Below are 21,965 nucleotides of genomic sequence, written 5' to 3' on the forward strand. Positions count from 1 at the left end.
TCATTTCCCCGCTCCCCTCCATTTCCCTATTATAGACTTGAACGGACGGAAAACTCAATGCCGAGCCCGTCTTACAGCCCTTTCGAAGCGATGTACGCCGCCAAGTCGACGACGCGGTGCGAGTAGCCCGTTTCGTTGTCATACCACGAAACGACTTTCACCATTTTGCCTTCAATGACCATCGTCGAAAGCGCATCGATCGTCGAAGAAGCAGGATTGCCGTTGTAGTCGCGCGACACAAGCGGCTCTTCGCTGTAGGCCAAAATGCCTTTCAGCTCGCCTTCCGCCGCTGCTTTCAACGCGGCATTCACTTCTTCGACCGTCACTTCTTTTTCCAGCTCCGCCACCAAGTCGACAACCGATACGTTCGGCGTCGGCACGCGCATTGCCATGCCGTTCAATTTGCCTTTCAATTCCGGCAAAACGAGCGCAACAGCTTTCGCCGCCCCGGTCGTCGTCGGGATGATCGATTCCGCCGCCGCCCGTGCCCGGCGCAAGTCTTTATGCGGCAAGTCCAAAATTTGTTGGTCGTTCGTGTACGAGTGAACCGTCGTCATCATGCCGCGGACGATGCCGAATTTTTCATGCAGCACTTTGGCAAACGGCGCCAAGCAGTTCGTCGTGCACGACGCGTTCGAAATGACATGGTGGCTTTTCGGGTCGTATTTGTCATGGTTGACGCCCATGACGATCGTAATATCTTCGTTTTTCGCCGGAGCGGAAATGATCACTTTTTTCGCGCCGGCTTCCAAATGTTTCGCCGCATCTTCCCGTTTCGTGAAGCGGCCGGTCGACTCGACGACGATCTCAACGCCGATTTCGCCCCACGCCAAGTTGGCCGGGTCACGTTCCGCTTTGACGATGATTTCTTTGCCGTTGACGACCAAGTTGTTGCCGTTCACCGACACTTCCGCGTCAAGCTGGCCATGGACGGAGTCGTATTTCAACAAATGCGCCAACGTATTCGCATCCGTTAAATCGTTCACCGCCACCACTTCAATGTCCGGGTTTTTCAATGCCGCGCGGAACACGTTGCGCCCGATGCGGCCAAATCCGTTGATCCCGATTTTTACTGCCATCGTTGGTTCCTCCTTATGATTTGGATTGTATCGGCAAGGGACTTGACTCCCCTACTAACGCTTTCGCGGCGCCTTCGTCCGTCACCAACAGCGAACGGGGGGCCTGCTTCATGTAGGCGCGAATGGCTTTCGCCTTCGACGCCCCTCCGGCGACGGCGATGACATGTTCGACATGCGGGAGGTGTTCGAGTTGAATGCCGACCGTTTTCACCTTATGGACGACGTCGCCATGTTCGTTAAAATAGTAGCCGAACGCCTCGGCGACCGCATGGCGGGCGATGATGTTCTCCATCTCTGCAGGCGGCGTCTTCCGCCGCTTCGCCATCGTCACCGCTTCGCCGATGCCGTGGACGACCATGCGGCACGATTGGATGAGCTCAAGCACTTCCTTCACCGCCGGTTCTTCGACGAGCGACGCGTACGCTTCATCGCTCAGCTGGTCAGGGACATGGAGAAGCCGGTAACGGCCGGCTGCTCTTTCCGCCATCTTGGCGCAAATCGTGTTCGCCTGGTTCCCGACATCCTCGCCAAGGCCGCCGCGCGCCGGTACGAACAACACATCGCGAATCTTCGAATCCGGCGTCATCATCTCCGCAACCGCCGCCATCGTCGTGCCGCCAGCCACGGCAACGATGTCCCCGGGTTCAAGCAGTTCCTTCATGCAGGCAACACACGCTCTTCCCATTTCTTTTTTTACCCATGGGAAACGATCGCTATCCCCGGCGACGACAATCACGCGCGGAATGCCGAGCTTTCGCTGCAGCGCCGATTCCAGCTCTTTGAGCCCGAGCGCTTCCCGCATCAAATCATTGAGCGCATGAAGGAGCTCTTGGCCTTCTTCCGTCAGCCGCATGCCCGACACATCGGCGGAGAGCAAGTTTTGCCCTTTCAAAAACTCCGTTTCCGACCGGAGCACCCGCTCGCTCATGCCGAGGCTCGCCGCCAGCGCCCGCCGTCCGATCGGCGCCATGAGCGAAATGGAATGCAAGATTTCGTATCGCTTTTGCATAACGTCAAGCAAGTCGGGCGATAATTTTTTTAATGCCTCTAATAACGGTTGCATCGATCCTTCTCCTCAGCGGAACATAGGGACGTGTTTTGTCCCGGTATGACATATTATGTCCCGCAAATCGATAAAAAATCCCTCCCACGCCAATTTTATTATAGCAGGAGGAAACAGACGGTTCAACTTTTTCGCGCCTGCCGCAACCGCTTTCTTATCGTTTCTTTTTCAATCATCCCGTATCCAATTTCTTCGCCGTCCAGCTCGACGACCGGAATCATCAGTTGGTATTTCTCAAGAAGCGCATCGTCTTGGTAAATGTCGATTTCCTCCATTGTAAACGAATCATCCGCCTGCAGTTCTGCCAAAACCGCTTTTGCCTTGTCACAAAGCGGGCAGTTTGTTTTCGTGTACAACCGAATGTGCATCACGTTCTCCCTTTCCTTCACCGTCCGCATCAAGCTCCGGTATATTGCTTTCGCTTTGCCGAAGAGGGGATGCGCAGCTGCTCGCGGTATTTGGCGACCGTCCGGCGTGAAATGGCGATGCCGTGCCGGTCGCGAAGCAAATCGGCGAGCTGCTGGTCGGAAAGCGGCGCCCGCGGGTCTTCCGCCGCGATCAGCTCTTGGATAATCGCTTTCACCTGGGTCGAGGAAGCCGCCTCGTCTGTTGCATGGACTGTAGCCGCGCTCGAAAAAAAGCGGCGCAGCTCGATCGTGCCAAACGGCGTTTGCACATATTTATGACGCACCGCGCGGCTCACCGTCGATTCATGCACCCCAAGCTCCTCGGCCACCTCGCGCATCGTCATCGGTTTGAGCGCGGAAAGCCCGAACTCCAAACACGGACGCTGACGCTCCACGATGACCGCCATAAGCTGAAGCAGCGTCTGCTTTCGCTGCTCGAGGCTTTTTGCGAGCCACGTAAACTGCCGGTATTTTTCCTTGATAAACTGTTCGGCATGCTGGTCGCCGGATGCAGCAATGCGCCGCTCGTACTCCCGGTTCCATCCGAGCTCCGGATGGATGTCATCGTTGTAGGCGACCATCCAGTCCCCATCCGCTCCCCGGGTGACGATGACATCCGGCACAACGAAAGGCGGTGTGTCGCTCGAATAGTGAATGCCCGGACGCGGTTCGAGCGAGCGGATGAACTCGAAGACGCGCTGCAGTTCGCCAAGGCCGACGCCGAGCTGCTTGGCCAGCGTCTTCCATGACTTTTCCGCAAAGGGAACAAAATGGTCGCGGACGATCGTTTCCGCCAGCTCGTCGCGCTCCGGAAGACGTTCAAGCTGCAGCAAAAGGCATTCCGCCAAATCGCGGGCGCCGACTCCCGCCGGGTCGAGCGACTGGACAAGGCGCAGCCCCCGCTCCATCTCTTGTTCCGACGCGGAAAATCGCGCGGCCAGTTCTGCAAGCGGCGCGCGCAAATAGCCGTCCTCATCGAGCGAGGCAATGAGATAGCGGACGATGCGCTCTTCCCGATCGACCAGCTTCAACGAAGGCAGCTGAGAAAGCAAATGGCCAACGAGCGTCTCCCTGCGGGCGCCGATGTTCTCAAGCCACTGCTTTTGGTCCCGTTCCGCCCGGTTGGACCGCTGCCGCACCCGGCTGCGGCGAATTTCCAAAAACGGGTTTTCCAACGACCGTTCATATAAAAACGCTTCCAAATCGACCACGGAATACTGCAGCAGTTCAATCGCCTGCACAAGCTCCTTTGTCATCGACAACTGCAGCCGCTGCTCTTGCCATAACTCCGCCCTCATCGTCACGCCTCCTCCCTCTAGAAATGTTGATCTATCAAGGCTTTTCGGCCTCTCAGGGGTGTCCAAAAAATATTTTTCGACAAAATCCCTTACATCCTTTTTCAGTTTTGTGGATATCTTACAGAACCAGGGTGCGCTTCGCGGCCACGACTGGGTATATTTCCCTGCCATAGGGGAAGCGTATTCGATGCACCCTTGGATCTCCGCATCGCTGATGAGGACGAACCCTCCCATGTCTCCGGGCGTCTTGGCGCCAACATTCCCTCGTTCAGTCTCGTCATCAGGCGGAGGCCGGCCAAGCTTTCTTAGGGACTCGAGGTCGCATGGAGGAGATCACGCCAGCTTCTCCGATGTCATCTGGTTATCCAACGATTCTTCCGTTCGCAGGGGGGAGGCCTTAGGCCGCCCGGTGTGGAACTTGGGACAAGACGTCCTGCCTCATTCGCTCGGCGTCAAACGCTTGTTTCTTCGTACAAATCGCAAACAGCACATTCAGCCGTTTTCGGCATAACGCCACGATAGACTGTTTTCCGGTCAGCGGATTGACGGATCGGGTCGCATCATACTCATGCAGCTCGCGAAACGCCTCGTTGTGCCGGATCAGCGGAATCACCGCCCGAAACAACACCGATCGCAGCCGTTTTCGCCCCCGTTTGGAGATCCGCTTTTGCCCTTTGCGCTGGCCGGAGGAGTTCTCCTTGAGCGTCAGGCCCGCCAACTTCACCAATTGACGCGGGTCCCGATAGTGGGAGAAACTGCCGATCTCCGCCAGCAGGTCAATGATCGTGGCGTCCCCCAACCCGTCGACCGTTTTCAGCCCTTGATCCTCCATCGTCGTTTGAACCAACGCCTTCAACTCTGCGTCCAGCGCCGCGATCTCGGCCTCGAATGGGCGGTATTGGCGGACGAGCGCGGCGATCTCAAACCGGGCCATCGTCGTCCCTTCCGTCACCCCAATGGAGTCCTTCGCGGCGTCGATCAACGCCTGAATTTTGGCCTTCTGCGGGCATTTCAGCCCTTCGCTTTGCCGGTGCACCTCGATGAGCTCCTCGGCGGTCCGACCCGCCACATCGGCCGAAAACGGCGTCCACTCCAACACCGAAAGCGCCGTTTTCCCCAGATCGCGAAACACCGTCCAAAACTCCGGAAAATACCGATCGGTCCAGCGGATGATCGCGTTTTTCACCGCGGTCTGTTCCTTGCGGAGCTTTTCTTTGAGGGTGCTCCCGACGCGCAAATCCGCTTCGATCTCGTGCAGCAGCCGGGGGACGAGGAATCGTCCGTCTTTCGCCAGTCTGGCGATGACCAGGGCGTCTTTGGCGTCGTGTTTCGTCGGCAGGTTGTCATCGAGTTCTTTCGACCGGCACACATGCGCTGGGTTGACCATGACCAGCGGGATCCCGTTTTCCTCGAGAAAGCAGGCCAGGTTCAACCAGTAGTGCCCGGTCGGTTCCACGGCGACGATCACCTGCGACTTCCCGAACGCTTGCCTCGCCTCCTGAATCGCTTCATTCAGCTGCCGAAAGCCCTTTTTCGACTGGAGGAACGGGAAGGATTTTCGAAGCACGCGCCCCCGGTCATCCACGAAGCAGGCGTAGTGGGTTCGTTTCGCGATATCGATGCCCACGACAAGCGTTTGTTCGGTGACTTGATCGATTTTCTGGTTTTGTGTACAATTCATCTGAAGTCCTCCTTGGTATGGTGAGTGATGTTTGACACCCCTGCATCATACCAAGAGGACTTTTTTTGATCAAGCCCCCCGGAAAAGCTCCTAACAGGAATGCTTTCTTTATATTGTACACGACGGCGGGTATGGGGGGTAGGAGAAATTTTTAACGGTGCTTCCGAGATAGTGAAGCTTGGCCGTGCAATGTCGCTCCGAAAAAAAACGAAAAACGGCTGCCGTTGCAGCCGTTTCAGACTGTTGACAAAATGGTTATAAGACAGTTGTCTTATAACCATTTTGTTCCATTTTTAAGGTTGTTTTTCTTGATGAACGAACCAAAATAGATGCATACTCGAATACATACAGAAAGGAGAGGCCCTTTCTCCACAAGTAGTTCGCCAATTTCTTTAAATTCATGGCAGCACAAACAAGCATCGCCTGCATCTGGTTTCTTTCCAATCCTCGGTAATTCGTCCAGCGCAGACCATGCTTCTCTTTTAAATCTGCAAAATTCCGTTCAATCGTCTGTTTCCTTAATTCATACAACTCGCGATGTTCTGGTACATATCGTAAATGTTCGGCTTCTTCGTAATACTCTTGCCAAACATGGCGTGTCACGACTTTCGTATGATTTTTGCTTGCTGTACACTTTTGAAGGGATGGACATCCCTGACAGATGGATGGATCTGATTTATACTCCCGATAGCCTTCCCGATTCGTTGTTGAATAAGATAACACTTGGTGATTGGGACAAAGGTAACAGTCAAAATGTTCGTCATATACAAATTCAGATTTTCGGAAGAACCCATCTTTCGTCTTTGGACGAGTATATGGCCAAATCGGATGGATCTCTTGTTCTAATAGGTATTTCGCAATCGCTGGCGTTTTATATCCGGCATCGATGCACACATCTGTTGGGCATCCTTTGATTTCTTGCTTCACTCGCTCAAACAGTTCAAAAAACGCTTGGCTATCATGAACATTGGCGGCGGTGACATACGTGTGTAATATCCCACCGTGTCGGTCACAAGCGGTGTGATAAGAGTAAGCAAATACCCGTTCACGTTCATTTTTCACAAACATCCCACTGTCTGGATCTGTTTTACTCACTTTGATTTCTCGTTTTTTTTTATCATTTTCTGGCGGTAGTGGGGATTTCCCATGAGCGATGCGATCTCGCTCAATTTCTTTTTCTAATTCATCTTGATAAGCTTTCGCTTCCACTTCTGCCATTTCCGTTGTGAATTTTCTTTTGTTCGCACTCGCCTTCACATGAGTAGAATCGACAAATACGACACTTGGATCCACAAGCCCGTATTGAAAGGCTTCTTCCAAGATTCTTGAAAAAATCTTTTGAAAAACATCGGTTCCCGCAAAACGTCGCGTGTAGTTTTTACTTGGTGTCGAATGATGGGGCACAGGATCATGCAGACTCAATCCCAAAAACCAACGATAAGCCACATTTGTTCGAATCTGTTCTACGGTTTCACGCATCGAACGAATCCCAAAGATGTAACGAATCAAATACATTTTGAACAGCACAACGGGATCAAGACTTGGTCGTCCATGGTTAGGAGAATACAAATCCTTGACCATATCGTAGATAAAGGAGAAGTCAATGGCTTTTTCTAGTTTACGAACAAGGTGGTCTTCAGGAACAAGATCATCAATTTTTACCGTTGTTTCGATATGTCTCCGATCTTCTTGGTAACGTTGAAGCATCTTATTCCACTCCTTCAAGATACCCTTATACCTATATATTAAAACAGCTTGTCGACTTTGTCGACAAGCTGAAACGGCTGCCGTTGCAGCCGTTTCCCATGTATAGCGCCCCCTCGGCAGGATAATAACCATATATCTAAAAGCATCGATATTTCAATGTTTGAGCGACACGTTCTTTTGTATCGTGCAAAATTTGTGCAAAATGATCTTCAGTGCGAAAATCCATGCAAAAAGGCGGAGCGATCCGCCTTTTCTTTAGCCAAAATAAGCTATAATTAGAACAATAACGAAGCACACCAGTATCACCACATCACTTGACTTCATCTTTATATGTCCCATACGTACCATCTACCTTTACTTATTTCGCGAGGTGGTTCATCTTCATATGTGATATCACCCTCCCTTTGTTTCTCGAAACTGTATGAAGCAATATCGTTCGATACAACTGTATGCGCTGTATACATTTTAATGTCTTTTCCTCAAGCATTGAACTCAAAGTGAGTGCCACTCTACATTCCCTGCCTCAATAATGATGATGTTCACCCCATCGGTTACTATTTTAACTTTTTCAAGCGATTGAGTTGCGGAAATAAGCACCACTTCCAATATTTCATCAGCATCAAAGTCTTTAACGCAATCTGTTTCAAAATATGTTACATCTTCAAAAACAATGAATCCCTCAATCATTTCAGGATCTTTAGTTTCGTCATAATCAAATTGCTGCCATTTACATAACTCAGTTTCAAGAGATACTCTTTTTGTAGTGGAATCATATTCCACATTATTAATTAAACTCCCATGTAAATTATATCTTTTAAGAAAATCAGATATTCTCATCATTTCTTCCCCCTATTAATCACAATATGCGAAGCTTTTGATCCCTTTGCCACCTGGTTACCATTTATGTCCAAATACATATCATTTTTTCCTGTGGCATTAGGATTATATATATGATAATGATCTTTCCCTTCATAACCACTTGCTCCTGGCGTTGCTGGGTCAAATCTAACTTTTAGACCCGTTACAGGGTCTTTATATTCTCTCATTTTAGTATTTGCTTTCATTCTTGGATCAGTTACCTGCCATCCCATCTTCAATAAATCTTTAGGATTTTCCGGTAAAGATCTAATAACAGAATGTACTGCTTCTCTAGAAAAAATTGCAAATCAAACCTCAGCAATACTTTACTCCCCATTTTGCTCAGTTTAACACCCCCATTTACGCATAACAAAAGCCTACTCAAAGCGAGTAGGCTCATATCCCCTTAACCAGCCACATTTTGTGATTTATCTTTTCGTAGAATCCCCATCAATCCGGCGCTGCCAAGAAACAACAATGGGACAACACCGAACAAACTAATCGAGATAAGGATAGCAATCCAGTTAAGTCCATGTTCCTTGCATGAACACGTGTATCCGTTTGTACTGGTGGATGCGATTTATACGAAAGTCCGGGAAGATGGACGGGTGCGCTCCAGAGCCGTTTTGATCGCCACGGGAGTGAATGAGGAAGGATATCGGGAAATTCTTGGTCTGCAAATCGGAAACAGTGAATCGGAGTCCAGCTGGAGCGAGTTTTTTGGGTGGCTGAAACATCGGGGGCTCCGGGGAGTGGACTTGATCATCTCGGATCAGCACGGCGGGCTGGTGCAAGCCATTGAAAAGCATTTCCAAGGAGCGACATGGCAGCGATGCCAAACACATGTTATTCGCAATATCCTCGATGCCGCACCAAAGTATAGGCAGGATGCCTTGCTTGAGGAGATTCGGGGGATTCTTCATGCCCCAAACAAGCAAACGGCCCGGCTGTTATTGGAACAAGTGCTGGCCAAATGGGAAGAAAAAGCCCCAAAAGCCATGCAAATCCTCGAAGAGGGATTCGAAGACGCCACCGCCGTATTGGACGATCCGGACCGTTACCGGCGGCGCCTGCGTACGACAAACGGAGTGGAACGGCTGAACGAAGAAATCCGCCGCAGAGAACGGGTCATCCGCATCTTTCCGAACCGGGAATCGGTGTATCGCCTCGTTGGCGCCGTGTTGATCGAAATCGATGAAAAATGGATGTCAGGGCGCAAATACTTGGATATGTCTGAATATTGGCAGTGGCGGAAAACGAAAGAGCAAGAAGCTCGACCGGTGAATCAGGAGGCTCCGGCGATCAAGAGAGTGGGATAACCTCTTCGCCGTGTCAAGGAGAACGTGGAATACCGGAGCGAAGCGAGGATATGCCACGAAAGCTCCTTGACACACCTGTTCCTTGACAACATGATCATTGGTCCGGGAAGGCGACTGGCAGGGAGACTTGCCGGACTTGCCTACTATACGTCAAGCCATCAGGTCCATGTTGTCTATACAAAGGGGAATTTACACAATAATTTGGACTTGACCAATTAGTTCCTCGCCAATTACAAAGACAAGTATCATTAGAATATCTGAGAAATTAACTTTCTTATAGCTCGAGTAAGATGAATGGATGTAAAATTTTTTAATTAATTTCCCTGTTCTAAAGTACAACAATAATACACCAATATAATACTCACAGCATATAACTGTTAAAGCCGATGATAAAATCCCCAATATAGCCGGAATAAAATTCCCCACTTATAATAGAACCATAGTGTCAACGAGAGGAGCTATGGTTCATGATGACGAGAGGGGAATTTTTCATGATCAAAGAGATGTATGAAAGGGGAAGGAGTATTTCCGATATTGCGAGGGAATTGGGGATCGATCGGAAAACCGTCCGAAAATATATTCACTCCCCCAATCCCCCTTCCAAATTCAAGCGAAAACCAAGAAAAAGCAAGTTGGATCCATTTAAACCATATCTTCAAAAACGGATGTTAGGTAAACGTCAAATAGCCCCCACCTTTTTGAAGGCCGAGGCTTAAGGTATTATTGAGTTAGTTGATGAAAAGCAATACATGAAACAGGAAGTGTTTTAGACCAAGGAAGTACTTGATCCAATGCACGACTGTCTGATATATCCATATTGGGAAGCTGCTCAAACAGATAGCGAAGATAATAATACGGATGTAGCCGATTCGCTATCGCTGTCTCTACCACGCTGTAAATGATAGCACTCGCTCGAGCACCTTGCGGTGTATTGGCGAAAAGCCAATTTTTCCTTCCTATCACGATCGGTTTGATGGATCGCTCACTGCGATTATTATCGATCTGCAGTCGCCCATCCTCTAAAAAGGCCACTAACTTATCCCATTGATTCAGACAGTATGCAATGGCTTTTCCTAGTGCACTCTTAGGCAACACTTGCTGCTCCTGTTTTTTTAGCCATGATAAGAAAGCATCCAAGATCGGCTTACTTTGTTTGAGGCGTTCTTGATAGCGCTCCTGAGGCTCTAAATGTTTTAATTTGCGTTCTACCGCAAACAGTTGATTACAGAAATGAAGACCCTCGGTAGCTGTCACGGACTTTACGCCGGCAGGCAAGGATTTTAGGGCATTCGTAAACTCTCTTCGAGCGTGAGCCCAACAACCAACCAAGGTTACGTCAGGAACTTTATGATATCCTGCATATCCATCTACCTGCAAGTAGCCTTTGAACCCATTTAGGAATTTTCTTGGATTTTCCCCAGCCCTTGTTTCTTGATAATCATAAAGGATAATCGGTGGGCCTTCGATCCCTGTACGATACAGCCACAAATAGGACGTAGAAGTGGCCGATCTTCCTGGTTCCCGAAGAACCTGGAGAGTCGTTTCGTCGGCATGAAGAATATCGCGCTCTAAAAGGAGCTCATGCATTCGATGATACAGCTCACTAAGCCATCGTTCTGCCCCCATAATCATCCAATTGGCAAATGTTTGCCGAGACAGAGGGACACCCATTCGCTGAACAGTGACGGCAAGCATAAACATATTGCACATGTTTGACGACTTTTCATTCCGCAGGAATATAAACAAGCTCTTGTCGTACTTCTGTGCTCATTTCATGTAGAGTACCACCGCAACACGAACAGACCTGTTCTTCATCAGATAAACGGTATTCAACCGTTTCGACAGGCAAGTTTTCAAGCATCGCGTCGCGATGTCCACGTTTTTTTCGGCGGCGTTGATATGTAATGGACTCAACAGTAGGTTCTGGCAAATCAAAGTTTGCTTCGCTTTCTACCTCGTTGAATAGTTCCAATTGACCAGGATGGATTTTTTCACTCGAAACGCCAAAGCGTTTATGTTGCAGAAGGCGAAGTTGTTCTTCGTACCACTTTAATTTTTCTTCCAACTCCTGTTGTTTTTTTAGTTTCGCCTGCAATTCTGCATTTTGCTTTTCGAGCATGTCTAAGCGTTTAAGGAGATCTTCAGTTGTAAGATGAGAATGAGGGAATTTCGCTGTTTTTTCCATATGTTCATTATACAATAAAACAGCGAAATTCCCTGAATGTTTATTATTTAAATAACTTTCTTTGCGGTTACCGCTGAATGCGCTTGTTTCTGATCGAATGATAGCCCATCCAGTAGCCAGCGTAATTGGCGCGAGCTAATGTTCAACGGTTCCGAATGATCAGCGGAAGGCCAATCAAACGTTCCACGTTCAAGTCGGCGATAATATAACCAAAACCCGTTATGATCCCAATGAAGAATTTTCAATTTATCTCGCCCACGATTGCAGAAAACAAAAAGACTAGAAGAAAAGGGATCGAGTTGAAATTGTTCTTGAACGATAGCTGCCAACCCATCGATTGATTTTCGTAAATCGGTGTTCCCGCGAGCGAGATAAACATGACGGACTGTCGCTATATTCAACATAAGAATTTCAACACCTTTACTACATCGGCAAAAAGTGAAGGATTAAACCCTTGTTTCACTTCGATTGAACATTCGCCGATTTTCACTTGAATGGAACTCTCATTGTCGCTCGATGGATCTACCATGACAACGGATGTCCATGTTGTAGAAGGTTTAGATGGAACCGTTGAGCCTTCGATCCGTTTGATCCAATACTTCAACTGGTGATCCTTGAACCCATTCTGTTGACACCATTTGGCTCGTGTGAGACCACTTGCCCTGTAATCAGCGATGCGCTGTTCCCACTCACGTCTTAACTCGTTTTTGTCCATACCCATACCTCTTTCATAAAGATTTCTAAAGAAATTATGGCATGGATATTAAGACAAAACTAGGTGGGAAGAATTTGACGCTTACTTATATACCAACCTGAAAATTAAAATAGTATCCTGCATCGTTAAGAATTTCGGAGACTCTCGTTAAAAAGTCCTTGCATTTATCAGGAAATTTGTTTTTGAAATAAATTTTTATTTCGAACTCTCTCCCTTTTGCATCCTCATAAGTAGAATATATTTCTCCGCTTTCAATAAAACTTAAGTATACATTTATTTTTTCTTGGAGAAGTAATAAATGTTCCTCTTCATTTTCCCACTCAAGGGAATCAATAATCCCCAAAGTTACAATCCCTGTTTCCTTATTTAAACTAATAATGTCAACTTCATTAGTATTTTGTAACGGCATTTGTCATCACTCCAAATTTATTTTTTTCGAATAATTTCTACTTTTGTCGGAGGAATTTTGGTTCCACCCGTATAAGGAGCTTTTCCTTTTCCTACAACCGTAGCCCCCGATTGTTCAATCTCTGGAAAAGCTTTCTTTTGATTTTTTGTTAGTGGTGCTGTAGAGGAAGCTTTACATTCTACACATTGTATTTGCCCTGTTTGACTATTTTTAGGCTCTTCACCACAAGTTGTACTTGATGATTTAAGATCGGTGTGCATAGCGAAAATAGAGGGTACAAAAAATGCGAATTTTCCTGTATGGTAAAGGTGACCAAACCAAACCATTGGAGGAAAATTCGCATGTACTCTCAGTTTATCAAAGAACTTATCGATTTACCAGATGTTTTGATTCAAAAGGTGCGAAAAGAAGGAGATCGTTGGATTTTCGAACTTTCTCTACCTGAACAATGCCCATTATGTCCTGTCTGCTTGAAACGCACGATCAAAATGACAGGAAAAAAGAAGCAATGGATGCATGGCTATGCTCAACGAATCGGGATTTTTTGGATTGAACTCCCTGTCGAGCGCAGACGTTGTAGTACGTGTGGCATGACGTTCAGCACGTCTTATCCAGAAATCTCCCCTCCAAGTGTGGCAACAGACGCTTTTCAGCAATGGGTGGCGCAATCTTGCATCGGGACATCCATTCAGGCAGTAGCTCGGATGCTCAAACTCCCTTACACGACCGTGGAACGTTGGTTTTATACCCATGCCCCTTCCTTCCTATCGAATGATATCCAACCAAAGGCGGTTTGTGTCGATGAATTTGCCTTTCGAAAAGGGCATGACTACGCAGTGGCGATCATGGATGCCGAGACGGGAGAAGGGTATGCCATCGAAGCTGGAAAGAACGAGGAAGCCATCAGACGTGCGTTGGCGCATGTGTCTCGTTCTGTTCAGTATGTCGTAAGCGATTTAGCCCCAGCGATGAAAAAAGCCATTCAAGGGGGTTGCCCAGAGGCGACACACGTGGTCGATTATTTCCATGTCATTCAGCTGTTTACGGATGCTTTAGATCGTTGCCGCAAATATGTAGACAAAGGAAGCAAGAGACACGGAAATGTTCGTTACGTTTGCCGTTTATTGAGCACATGCCCAGAGAAATTGACGGAGGAAGAACGTCAAATCGTACGAGAATGGTGTAATGAAAGCGATGACTTAAAGTCGGTCTACCAATCGCTCCAACATTTTCGTTATGTGTCCAAAAGCAAAGACGAGCAACAGGCGAAACGACGTTTGGAGTCTTGGATTCATCGGTATTCGTTTTGTCCTTGTTCGGTTGTGCGCGCGATTGCAAAAGCGCTCGTCAAGCGAACAGAAGAAATCGTTTCTTGCATTTTATCCCCTTACTCGAATGGGAAAATGGAAGGAACGAACAACAAGATCAAGCTGATCAAACGTCGAGGATATGGATACAGAAATATCCAGCGTTTTGCATTACGGGTTCGGTTAGAAACGACTAACATACTTTAATGGCAGGTGCAAGTACATCTTTTGGTGATGAACCAGCAAAATCACTAACATAAATTTACATCCAAACAAAAAAGGAGACATGAACCCGATTCCTTGGTTAGAATAGATGTGTCATCAAACCATTCACAAGGAGGTTCATGTCTCATGAATAGATTAGCACATCATCAAGGAATCCACAAGTTTTTCACGACGCTGGGGTTGGCTCTTTATTTTTCAAAACCTGTCCTAAAGCATCTTGTTCATATCGTGGATGCGATGATCACGAAAGGCTTTTCGGGAACACTGACCGATCTCCATCATGGGAGTTTTCACCCGAATCATCGCACGACACTGAGCCATTTTTTCACGAAAAGCCCTTGGGAGGAAGAAACGCTGCTTCGCAAACTCCAGCAGTGGATCCTTCGTTGTGTCGAACGCATCGCCAAACAGGAGAATCAACCCCTGTTTGTTTCGATCGATGATACGATTTGCCAAAAAACGAAGCCTTCGCCACGGGCAACAAACGCCATTCAAGCGTGTGATTGGCACGATTCTCATACAGAGAAAAAGTCGATCGGGGGACATTCTCTCGTTTGGCTTATGGTTCATACTGCAACCCAGGCGTTTCCCTTTGCGTTCCGCCTCTACGACAAGGCGGCTGGGAAAAGCAAAGGAGAACTCGCGATCAAGATGCTTTCTTCGTTGGATGTACGCCGTCCCGTTTATGTGCTGATGGACTCTTGGCATCCATCGAAAGCGCTCGTGGAAGCTTGTCTGAAAAAAGGATTTCACGTCATCGCGATGCTCAAAACGAACCGCATTCTCTATCCGAACGGCATCGCCGTTCAAGCGAAGCAGTTGAGCCGCTCCATCGAACCAGACGACACTCGCCTCGTCACGGTGGGAGAAGAGCGTTATCGCGTCTATCGCTGCGAAGGAGCGCTCAACGGTCTCGATGATGCGGTGGTGCTGCTTGTTTGGAAAGCCGACCAACCGATGACACCCGAACATCTTCATTGCGTCTTGAGCACTGATCGGGAGCTGAGTGACGAAGAGATCTTGCGTTACGATGCCCAACGCTGGTCGATCGAATGCTTTTTCCGGCAGGCAAAAGACCAGCTGAAGCTCGATGGGTACCGTGTTCGTCACATTCGGACGGTGAAACGGTATTGGGCAGTGGTGCTACCCTCCTGCGTGTACAGCATCGCCGAATCTCAACAAACCCTTTCCGCTGGACTGGAGCTGCTTCGGTCGCGGAAAGGCCACAGCGTCGTCGAGTTCATTTATAACGCTGCGAAGCAAGATATTCCCATTGATGTGATCAAAAAATGGCTCCGTATCGCATAAGGGGTGCCCTGTTTGTCTCTCTAATCATGGAAATTATTGTAACGGAAAATGCTCATCTACTTATATAAAGGCGTGAACATTAAGTATGTGTCTCGGCGACTTGGCCATAAAGATATTGTAACCACTTTGCAGACTTATTCGCACATTTTAGACGAAATGGAACAAAAAGAATCTCGGCAGGTTGATCTCGCGATGGAGGAGCTGTATCATGCCAAATAGCCGTGCAAAATTCGTGCAAAATTTTTTCGGATTCTATCGTTTTTTTGGGGATTCCCCAAAAATGAAAAATGACCGCAAATGCGGTCGCATCAAGGAGTTTGAGAATTTTAATCCGAACTGATCGGATACTAGTAACGCCCTCGGCAGGATTCGAACCCACGCTAAGAGAACCGGAATCTCTCGTGCTATCCACTACACTACGAGGGCATGTTCACTTGTTGTTCCGTGCATGTTCTATTATAGCAGGATCGTGCAAAAATGCAAGGGGAAAAATGCAATAAAAAACAGGAAAAATTAGGCCTTTGCTCCTTCCACATCAATGCCACCGCCACAGGCAACTGGTTAAAAAAATAAAAAAGCGGTTATGATGAAAAGAGGGATGTTCCCGCTAGCCGCGAATATGTTATAAAGAATGAGGAAGGTCGTTTTGTTTGACCTTCATTGACCATTCATGTATGATTAAGGCGTACATATTGATCCATTAGGATGGAAAAGGAGGCGTTTTTCATGTATTTGATTCCGACTGTCATCGAACAGACGAACCGCGGGGAGCGAGCGTACGACATTTATTCGCGCTTATTGAAAGACCGAATCGTGTTCCTTGGCAGCCCGATCGACGACCAAGTGGCCAACTCGATCGTGTCGCAGCTGTTGTTTTTGGCGGCGGAAGACCCGGACAAAGATATTTCCTTGTACATCAACAGCCCGGGCGGCTCGATCACAGCCGGCCTGGCGATTTACGACACCATGCAGTTCATCAAGCCGGACGTATCGACGATTTGCATCGGCATGGCGGCATCAATGGGCGCGTTTTTGCTTGCCGCTGGTGCGAAAGGAAAACGGTTCGCCTTGCCAAACAGTGAAATCATGATCCACCAACCGCTCGGCGGAGCCCAAGGGCAAGCGACAGAAATCGAAATCGCAGCGAAGCGCATTTTGTTCTTGCGCGACAAATTGAACCGCATTTTATCGGAAAACACCGGCCAGCCGATCGAGGTGATCGAGCGCGATACGGACCGCGACAACTTTATGACCGCGCAAAAAGCAAAAGAATACGGCATCATTGACCGCGTGCTGACGCGCGCTGATGAAAAATAAAATGAAAAGCAAAAGGCTGCTTCCGGCAACAACGGAGCAGCCTTTTCCATTCCTTTCCCCGCCAGCCTTCCACGCCGCTTTACTTTTCCTTTTGCACATAGGCGGCGAGCTTTTCGATCGCTTCTTGCTCATCCGGACCGTCGGCAATGAGCGTGATCACCGCTCCATGGCCGATGGCGAGGCTCATTAAGCCCATAATGCTTTTCGCGTTGACTCGTTTTCCGTCTTTCTCCAAAAAGACGTCTGCCGAGAAGCGGTTCGCTTCTTGGACGAACAACGCCGCCGGGCGCGCTTGCAGCCCGGTTTTTAATTTCACTTCCACTTGTTTTTCAACCATTCTCCATCTCCCCTTTACAGCGATTTATGGAAATCGATCGGCTTTCCGGCCCGCAGCCGCTCTGCGATCTCGTCGATTTTGCGGAGGCGATGGTTGATGCCGGATTTGCTGATTTTTCCGCCTGCAACCATCTCGCCGAGCTCTTTCAACGTCACGTCTTGATGCTCGATGCGAAGCTTCGCGATTTCCCGCAGCTTGGCGGGCAGTGAATCAAGGCCGATCGTCTCGTCGATATAGCGGATGTTCTCCACCTGGCGAAGCGCAGCGCCGATCGTCTTGTTTAAATTGGCTGTCTCGCAGTTGACGAGCCGATTGACCGAGTTGCGCATATCGCGGACGATGCGAATGTCCTCAAAGCGGAGCAGCGCTTGATGGGCGCCGATGATGTTCAAAAACTCGGCGATTTTTTCCGCCTCTTTTAAATACGTAATAAACCCCTTCTTCCGTTCCAACGTTTTCGCATTTAAAAAAAAGTGACTGTTCATCAGTTCACATAACGCCCGGTTATGCTCCTCATACAGCGAAAAAATCTCCAAATGGTAGGACGACGTCTCCGGATTGTTGACCGAACCGCCAGCTAAGAACGCGCCGCGCAAATACGAGCGCTTGCAGCATTTTTTCTTGACGAGCTCCGAGGAAATGTCATGGATGAGCGAAAAATCGCCGTTTACAATGTGGAGCTTACGAAGCAAAGAGGCCGCACCGTCGGTCACGCGGACGATGTAGACGTTATTTTTTTTCAGGCGCATTTTCTTGCGGACAAACAGCTCAACGGCGACATCGCAGCCCTTTTTCAATAACGTATAAATGCGCCGAGCGATCGCCGCATTTTCTGTCTGGACATCGACCGCCATCCGCCCGCCGGAAAACGACAGCGAACCGTTCATGCGCAAAAGCGCCGACAGCTCCGCGCGCAAGCAACAAGGCTTCACCTCTAAATGGGTCAATTCCTTTTTTGTTTCCGATGCAAAAGACACGATTGCCTCACCTCCATTCGTTCCCCGCATCCGGCCGGTTGGAGGTGCCTAATCTTCGGCGCGGCCATAGGAAGCGGCGCCGCCCATTGCGCGGCCTGCTCAACCCCTGCCTTTAACAGTGAGGGAGAAGCCCGAGAAGGAGGGCGGCGACTTTCGCCGTATTATGGCGAATCACCCCATCTTCATACGCGACAATATCGTCGCGGATGACTTGCAACGAAAGCCCGCTGCTGTCGTCACGCACCGGCTCGGCCCGCTCCGCCTCGTAGCGGCGGCGGATCGCTTCCGGGATCGCTCCGCTGTTGATGATCACCGCGTCCAAAAACGGGCCGCCAAGATGAGCATGAAGCGCCTCCACATGGTCGCTCACCGTATAGTGCGGCGTCTCGCCGGCCTGAGTCATAATGTTGCATATATATACTTTTTTCGCCTTCGCCTTGCATACTTCCTGCCCGATTTTCGGCACGAGCAAGTTCGGCAAGATGCTGGTGTACAAGCTGCCCGGCCCAATGACAATCAAATCGGCGCGGCGGATGGCATCAACCGTCTCCGGCAGCGGCTCAATGTCTTCCGGCGTTAAAAACACCCTCTTAATTTTTTTTCCCGCCTTAGGGATTTTTGACTCGCCGGAGACGATGGAGCCATCTTCCATCTCTGCGTGCAACACAACGCTTTTGTTCGCCGCCGGCAGCACTTGGCCGCGCACGTTCAACACTTTGCTCATCTCACGGATCGCCTTGACAAAATCGCCGGTAATCGACGTGAGCGCTGCCAAAATCAAATTGCCGAGCGAATGGCCGGATAAGCCGTTGCCGTTTTGAAAACGGTGCTGGAACAGCTCGACAATGAGCGGCTCGACGTCAGACAGCGCGGCCAATACGTTGCGGACATCCCCGGGCGGCGGAATGCGCAGCTCATCGCGCAGCCGCCCGGAACTCCCTCCATCATCGGCGACCGTGACAATGGCGGTCAAATCCAATTCATGCTGCTTCAGCCCCCTCAGTAGGACGGGAAGCCCGGTGCCGCCGCCGATGACGACCAGTTTCGCTGCTCGTTCGTTCCTCATCGGTGTATGTCCTTTCTCCTCTCCATGTCCCGGTGCGAGACAACGGTTTTATAGTCGGCCGAAAAATGGCGGGCAATGTATTCGGCGAGCGCCACCGAACGGTGCTGCCCGCCCGTGCAGCCGATGGCGATCACCAGCTGGCTTTTTCCTTCGCGCTGGTAATACGGCAGCATAAACGACAACAAGTCAATGAGCTTTTCCAAAAACTTTTGCGTTTCCCCCCACTTGAGCACGTAGGACGATACTTCATCATCCAACCCGGTTTTCGGCCGCATATGTTCAATGTAATGCGGGTTCGGCAAAAAGCGGACGTCAAACACCAAATCTGCATCAATTGGAATGCCGTACTTAAACCCAAACGACATGACGTTGATGGTAAACCCGGATTGAGCATGCGATGAGAACTGGCGGATGATTTTCTCCCGCAGCTCGCGCGGCTTCAGTCCGGTCGTATCGTAAATGATCTGCGCCCGCCCTTTCAGTTCTTCGAGCAGCTTCCGTTCCAAACGGATTCCTTCAAGCGGGGGCTCGTTCGGCGCAAGCGGATGCGTCCGCCGCGTTTCTTTGTAACGGGCCACCAACGTCGAATCTTGAGCGTCCAAGAACAACACCTGGGGGACGACCCACGCCTGCTCAGCCAACTCATCGAGCGCAGCGAACAAATGGTCGAAAAAGTCGCGGCTGCGCAAATCCATGACAAGAGCGACTTTGTTCATTTTATTCCCGGACTCTTTGACGAGCTCCAAAAATTTCGGCAGCAGCGTCGGCGGCAAGTTGTCAATACAAAAAAAGCCGAGGTCTTCGAAGCTTTGAATCGCCACCGTCTTTCCCGCGCCGGACATGCCGGTGATAATGACGAGCTGAATCGGCTGCAGCGCCCCGTTTTGCCCCATCTCCTTCCCTCCTCTCCCTCAGCTCGGATCGAGCCGATATGAAAGCAGCTCGAATTCCTCTGTATAGACAAACACCCCGTACATGACCCCTTTTCCTTTCAAGGCGTAGTCCAAAATATGGTAGTCGCCGGGAGCCATCGACAGCGTCGAAAGCGTCTCCACTTTATGCCAGGCGAGCGTCCCCTCTTCGGAAGACGGCACGTTTTCGCCAATGAAATCGTCGGCGAAAAACGTAAACATCATCCACTCGGATGTTGTTTCGTCCCCATTTTTCATCACGATCGTAAAGACGCCTTTCAGCTCCGGATTCTTCAAGTAGATGCCCGTCTCTTCCCGGTATTCGCGAATGCACGCTTCGCGCACCGTCTCGCCGGGCTCCATTTTGCCTCCCGGGGCGACCCACCAGCCGCGCTTCGGCTTTTGCAGCAGCAGCACTTGGCCGTCTTTATATAATACGCAGTTTGTCACCCGTTGCAATTCATTCACCCCAACCATCCGCAAACACGCACATGATCACTTTCATTTTACCATAAATAGTTAGGCCGCTCCACCTTCAAACCGTTGGAAACCGTCCTCTTTCCCGCCTGCAAAAAGCCGCCGGGCCCCAACACTCCCTCCACCCAAAAGACGCCCATCCCCAGCCGTTTTAAGAGCGCGGCGAGATGCAAGCGCAAAACAAAAAAGAGACGCGGACAAACGCCCGCGCCAAATCAAGGATCTATATAAAAGGGGGTCAATTACTTACTTATAGCATACGACATTTCTATTGCATTCGTGTTACATCTGGGTTAAATCACCATTACCATTTTGTTGCGATTTCGTTACTGGCTCAGCTGACCCCTTGCTTATGGAGCTTTTCTTTCAGTTCCTCGACGTAATGCTGGGCGCTTTGCGCGGCGATGCTGCCGTCGCCGGTCGCCGTCACGATTTGCCGGAGTGTTTTTTCCCGTACATCGCCGGCGGCGAAAATACCCGGCACTTTCGTCTCCATCTTTTCGTTCGTCACGATATAGCCGTTTTCATTCGTGATGCCAAGATGGGCAAACGGCTTCGAGAGCGGCACCATTCCGATGTAAATGAACACGCCGTCGCACGGGAATTCGCGCTCTTCGCCCGTTTGCGTATGCACAAGCGTCACGCTGCCGACTTTCCCGTCCTTCTCGTTGATTTGTTTCACCGTATGGTTCCAGATGAAATCAATTTTTTCATTGGCGAACGCCCGGTCTTGCAAAATTTTTTGCGCCCGCAGCTTGTCGCGGCGGTGAACGATCGTCACTTTGTTGGCAAAGCGGGTCAAATAGACGCCTTCCTCGACCGCCGAGTCCCCCCCGCCGACGACAACCAAGTCTTTTCCTTTGAAAAACGCCCCGTCGCACACTGCACAGTACGAAACGCCGCGGCCGCCGAGCTCTGCCTCTCCCGGAACGCCAAGCTTTTTGTACTCCGCCCCGGTAGCGATGATGACCGCGCGCGCCTTGTACTGTTTGTCGCCGACGATGACCGTTTTGTACGCCTCGCCGTCGATGATTTCTTTCACATCGCCGTATGCGTATTCCGCTCCGAATTTTTTCGCATGTTCAAACATTTTCGCCGCCAATTCTGGGCCTAAAATCGTTTCAAAACCAGGATAGTTCTCAACTTCCTCAGTGTTGACCATTTGCCCGCCCGGGACGCCGCGCTCGATCATCAGCGTCGACAAATTGGCGCGCGATGTATAGACAGCCGCCGTCAGCCCAGCCGGCCCGGCTCCGGCAATAATGACATCGTAAATTTTTTCCTCTGCCACACCGTCCACTCCCTCGCTTGATAATCCT

At 49.7% G+C, this 21,965-nt stretch carries 21 protein-coding genes, 1 tRNA gene and 4 pseudogenes; 6 read left to right on the forward strand and 20 right to left on the reverse strand.

All coding sequences use genetic code 11. The annotated features are described in order from the left end of the window. Positions 1-71: 71 nt before the first annotated feature. From gap to LG52_RS20390, 8 genes are all read right to left on the reverse strand, one after another. Positions 72-1,079 carry a type I glyceraldehyde-3-phosphate dehydrogenase gene (gene gap / locus LG52_RS15380; RefSeq protein ID WP_044732591.1) on the reverse strand — a complete coding sequence of 336 codons (1,008 nt, stop codon included), beginning with the start codon at positions 1,077-1,079 and terminating at the stop codon, positions 72-74. Between the two features lie 13 nt (positions 1,080-1,092). After that, complete coding sequence (locus LG52_RS15385) at positions 1,093-2,142, reverse strand: sugar-binding transcriptional regulator (protein WP_044732592.1); 1,050 nt, start codon at positions 2,140-2,142, stop codon at positions 1,093-1,095. A 122-nt stretch (positions 2,143-2,264) separates the two neighbouring features. Further along, the gene (locus LG52_RS15390) at positions 2,265-2,510 is read right to left on the reverse strand and encodes a glutaredoxin family protein (protein ID WP_044732593.1); all 246 of its coding nucleotides are present in this window, start codon (positions 2,508-2,510) and stop codon (positions 2,265-2,267) included. 29 nt (positions 2,511-2,539) lie between these two features. Then, positions 2,540-3,847 (reverse strand): RNA polymerase factor sigma-54, encoded by a 1,308-nt coding sequence (gene rpoN / locus LG52_RS15395; protein WP_044732594.1) that lies wholly within the window; start codon positions 3,845-3,847, stop codon positions 2,540-2,542. Between the two features lie 397 nt (positions 3,848-4,244). Further along, a complete protein-coding gene (locus tag LG52_RS15400; RefSeq protein ID WP_044732595.1) occupies positions 4,245-5,528 on the reverse strand; it encodes an IS110 family transposase in 1,284 nt (427 codons plus the stop codon). 255 nt (positions 5,529-5,783) lie between these two features. Beyond that, positions 5,784-7,235, reverse strand: coding sequence for an IS1182 family transposase (locus LG52_RS15405; protein WP_231584479.1), 1,452 nt, complete (start codon positions 7,233-7,235; stop codon positions 5,784-5,786). Positions 7,236-7,727: 492 nt separating this feature from the next. Next, positions 7,728-8,072, reverse strand: coding sequence for a hypothetical protein (locus tag LG52_RS20675; RefSeq protein WP_231584480.1), 345 nt, complete (start codon positions 8,070-8,072; stop codon positions 7,728-7,730). Beyond that, complete coding sequence (locus LG52_RS20390; RefSeq protein ID WP_052524540.1) at positions 8,072-8,326, reverse strand: hypothetical protein; 255 nt, start codon at positions 8,324-8,326, stop codon at positions 8,072-8,074. Before LG52_RS20390 ends, LG52_RS20675 begins: the two co-directional genes overlap by 1 nt. Positions 8,327-8,632: 306 nt before the next feature. Between LG52_RS20390 and LG52_RS15420 the strand changes: the two are divergent. After that, positions 8,633-9,412: pseudogene (locus tag LG52_RS15420) on the forward strand (IS256 family transposase); the annotation flags it as partial. Between the two features lie 467 nt (positions 9,413-9,879). Further along, positions 9,880-10,083: pseudogene (locus tag LG52_RS15425) on the forward strand (helix-turn-helix domain-containing protein); the annotation flags it as partial. A 49-nt stretch (positions 10,084-10,132) separates the two neighbouring features. Here the strand turns inward: LG52_RS15425 and tnpC are convergent. The 5 genes and pseudogenes from tnpC to LG52_RS20395 all read right to left on the reverse strand — a co-directional run bounded on the left by tnpC (position 10,133) and on the right by LG52_RS20395 (position 13,047). Then, positions 10,133-11,531, reverse strand: a pseudogene (gene tnpC, locus LG52_RS15430) (IS66 family transposase). Positions 11,532-11,644: 113 nt separating this feature from the next. After that, the gene (gene tnpB / locus LG52_RS21055) at positions 11,645-12,001 is read right to left on the reverse strand and encodes an IS66 family insertion sequence element accessory protein TnpB (protein WP_044732597.1); all 357 of its coding nucleotides are present in this window, start codon (positions 11,999-12,001) and stop codon (positions 11,645-11,647) included. Continuing rightward, entirely contained in the window at positions 11,995-12,312 is a 318-nt protein-coding gene (gene tnpA, locus LG52_RS15440; protein ID WP_044732598.1) for an IS66 family insertion sequence element accessory protein TnpA, read from the reverse strand. Before tnpA ends, tnpB begins: the two co-directional genes overlap by 7 nt. 85 nt (positions 12,313-12,397) lie before the next feature. Further along, positions 12,398-12,721 (reverse strand): DUF6572 domain-containing protein, encoded by a 324-nt coding sequence (locus LG52_RS15445; protein ID WP_044732599.1) that lies wholly within the window; start codon positions 12,719-12,721, stop codon positions 12,398-12,400. Positions 12,722-12,738: 17 nt separating this feature from the next. Beyond that, a complete protein-coding gene (locus tag LG52_RS20395) occupies positions 12,739-13,047 on the reverse strand; it encodes a hypothetical protein (RefSeq protein WP_197074556.1) in 309 nt (102 codons plus the stop codon). Positions 13,048-13,062: 15 nt separating this feature from the next. Between LG52_RS20395 and LG52_RS15450 the strand changes: the two genes are divergently transcribed. From LG52_RS15450 to LG52_RS20680, 3 genes and pseudogenes are all read left to right on the forward strand, one after another. Further along, positions 13,063-14,235: an ISL3 family transposase gene (locus tag LG52_RS15450; RefSeq protein ID WP_044732600.1), complete on the forward strand. Its 1,173-nt coding sequence runs from the start codon at positions 13,063-13,065 to the stop codon at positions 14,233-14,235. 144 nt (positions 14,236-14,379) lie between these two features. Continuing rightward, positions 14,380-15,561: an IS701 family transposase gene (locus LG52_RS15455; RefSeq protein ID WP_044732601.1), complete on the forward strand. Its 1,182-nt coding sequence runs from the start codon at positions 14,380-14,382 to the stop codon at positions 15,559-15,561. Between the two features lie 54 nt (positions 15,562-15,615). Continuing rightward, positions 15,616-15,780, forward strand: a pseudogene (locus LG52_RS20680) (site-specific integrase); the annotation flags it as partial. A 135-nt stretch (positions 15,781-15,915) separates the two neighbouring features. Here the strand turns inward: LG52_RS20680 and LG52_RS15460 are convergent. Continuing rightward, positions 15,916-15,987, reverse strand: a tRNA-Arg gene (locus LG52_RS15460). 300 nt (positions 15,988-16,287) lie between these two features. On the opposite strand from LG52_RS15460, the gene clpP reads away from it, so the two are divergent. Further along, positions 16,288-16,878, forward strand: coding sequence for an ATP-dependent Clp endopeptidase proteolytic subunit ClpP (clpP, locus tag LG52_RS15465; protein ID WP_044732602.1), 591 nt, complete (start codon positions 16,288-16,290; stop codon positions 16,876-16,878). Between the two features lie 79 nt (positions 16,879-16,957). On the opposite strand, the gene LG52_RS15470 is transcribed toward clpP, so the two are convergent. The 6 genes from LG52_RS15470 to trxB form a co-directional block, all read right to left on the reverse strand. Beyond that, entirely contained in the window at positions 16,958-17,215 is a 258-nt protein-coding gene (locus tag LG52_RS15470; RefSeq protein ID WP_011232533.1) for an HPr family phosphocarrier protein, read from the reverse strand. 14 nt (positions 17,216-17,229) lie between these two features. Then, complete coding sequence (whiA, locus tag LG52_RS15475) at positions 17,230-18,192, reverse strand: DNA-binding protein WhiA (protein ID WP_044732603.1); 963 nt, start codon at positions 18,190-18,192, stop codon at positions 17,230-17,232. Between the two features lie 112 nt (positions 18,193-18,304). After that, positions 18,305-19,258, reverse strand: coding sequence for a gluconeogenesis factor YvcK family protein (locus tag LG52_RS15480; RefSeq protein ID WP_044732604.1), 954 nt, complete (start codon positions 19,256-19,258; stop codon positions 18,305-18,307). Further along, complete coding sequence (rapZ, locus tag LG52_RS15485) at positions 19,255-20,151, reverse strand: RNase adapter RapZ (protein WP_044732605.1); 897 nt, start codon at positions 20,149-20,151, stop codon at positions 19,255-19,257. Before rapZ ends, LG52_RS15480 begins: the two co-directional genes overlap by 4 nt. Positions 20,152-20,169: 18 nt before the next feature. Beyond that, the gene (locus tag LG52_RS15490; protein WP_044732606.1) at positions 20,170-20,646 is read right to left on the reverse strand and encodes an NUDIX hydrolase; all 477 of its coding nucleotides are present in this window, start codon (positions 20,644-20,646) and stop codon (positions 20,170-20,172) included. Between the two features lie 334 nt (positions 20,647-20,980). Beyond that, positions 20,981-21,937, reverse strand: coding sequence for a thioredoxin-disulfide reductase (trxB, locus tag LG52_RS15495; RefSeq protein ID WP_044732607.1), 957 nt, complete (start codon positions 21,935-21,937; stop codon positions 20,981-20,983). Between the last annotated feature and the right edge of the window lie 28 nt (positions 21,938-21,965).

The organism is Geobacillus kaustophilus (genome assembly GCF_000948285.1).
GTDB lineage: Bacteria > Bacillota > Bacilli > Bacillales > Anoxybacillaceae > Geobacillus > Geobacillus thermoleovorans_A.

What these genes read in the sequence shown, in the direction of transcription:
- gap (WP_044732591.1), bottom strand. Translation starts at nt 1,079, where the DNA reads ATGGCAGTAAAAATCGGGATCAACGGATTTGGCCGCATCGGGCGCAAC.
- LG52_RS15385 (WP_044732592.1), bottom strand. Translation starts at nt 2,142, where the DNA reads ATGCAACCGTTATTAGAGGCATTAAAAAAATTATCGCCCGACTTGCTT.
- LG52_RS15390 (WP_044732593.1), bottom strand. Translation starts at nt 2,510, where the DNA reads ATGCACATTCGGTTGTACACGAAAACAAACTGCCCGCTTTGTGACAAG.
- rpoN (WP_044732594.1), bottom strand. Translation starts at nt 3,847, where the DNA reads ATGAGGGCGGAGTTATGGCAAGAGCAGCGGCTGCAGTTGTCGATGACA.
- LG52_RS15400 (WP_044732595.1), bottom strand. Translation starts at nt 5,528, where the DNA reads ATGAATTGTACACAAAACCAGAAAATCGATCAAGTCACCGAACAAACG.
- LG52_RS15405 (WP_231584479.1), bottom strand. Translation starts at nt 7,235, where the DNA reads ATGCTTCAACGTTACCAAGAAGATCGGAGACATATCGAAACAACGGTA.
- LG52_RS20675 (WP_231584480.1), bottom strand. Translation starts at nt 8,072, where the DNA reads ATGAGAATATCTGATTTTCTTAAAAGATATAATTTACATGGGAGTTTA.
- LG52_RS20390 (WP_052524540.1), bottom strand. Translation starts at nt 8,326, where the DNA reads ATGGGATGGCAGGTAACTGATCCAAGAATGAAAGCAAATACTAAAATG.
- tnpB (WP_044732597.1), bottom strand. Translation starts at nt 12,001, where the DNA reads ATGTTGAATATAGCGACAGTCCGTCATGTTTATCTCGCTCGCGGGAAC.
- tnpA (WP_044732598.1), bottom strand. Translation starts at nt 12,312, where the DNA reads ATGGACAAAAACGAGTTAAGACGTGAGTGGGAACAGCGCATCGCTGAT.
- LG52_RS15445 (WP_044732599.1), bottom strand. Translation starts at nt 12,721, where the DNA reads ATGCCGTTACAAAATACTAATGAAGTTGACATTATTAGTTTAAATAAG.
- LG52_RS20395 (WP_197074556.1), bottom strand. Translation starts at nt 13,047, where the DNA reads ATGGTTTGGTTTGGTCACCTTTACCATACAGGAAAATTCGCATTTTTT.
- LG52_RS15450 (WP_044732600.1), top strand. Translation starts at nt 13,063, where the DNA reads ATGTACTCTCAGTTTATCAAAGAACTTATCGATTTACCAGATGTTTTG.
- LG52_RS15455 (WP_044732601.1), top strand. Translation starts at nt 14,380, where the DNA reads ATGAATAGATTAGCACATCATCAAGGAATCCACAAGTTTTTCACGACG.
- clpP (WP_044732602.1), top strand. Translation starts at nt 16,288, where the DNA reads ATGTATTTGATTCCGACTGTCATCGAACAGACGAACCGCGGGGAGCGA.
- LG52_RS15470 (WP_011232533.1), bottom strand. Translation starts at nt 17,215, where the DNA reads ATGGTTGAAAAACAAGTGGAAGTGAAATTAAAAACCGGGCTGCAAGCG.
- LG52_RS15480 (WP_044732604.1), bottom strand. Translation starts at nt 19,258, where the DNA reads ATGAGGAACGAACGAGCAGCGAAACTGGTCGTCATCGGCGGCGGCACC.
- rapZ (WP_044732605.1), bottom strand. Translation starts at nt 20,151, where the DNA reads ATGGGGCAAAACGGGGCGCTGCAGCCGATTCAGCTCGTCATTATCACC.
- LG52_RS15490 (WP_044732606.1), bottom strand. Translation starts at nt 20,646, where the DNA reads ATGGTTGGGGTGAATGAATTGCAACGGGTGACAAACTGCGTATTATAT.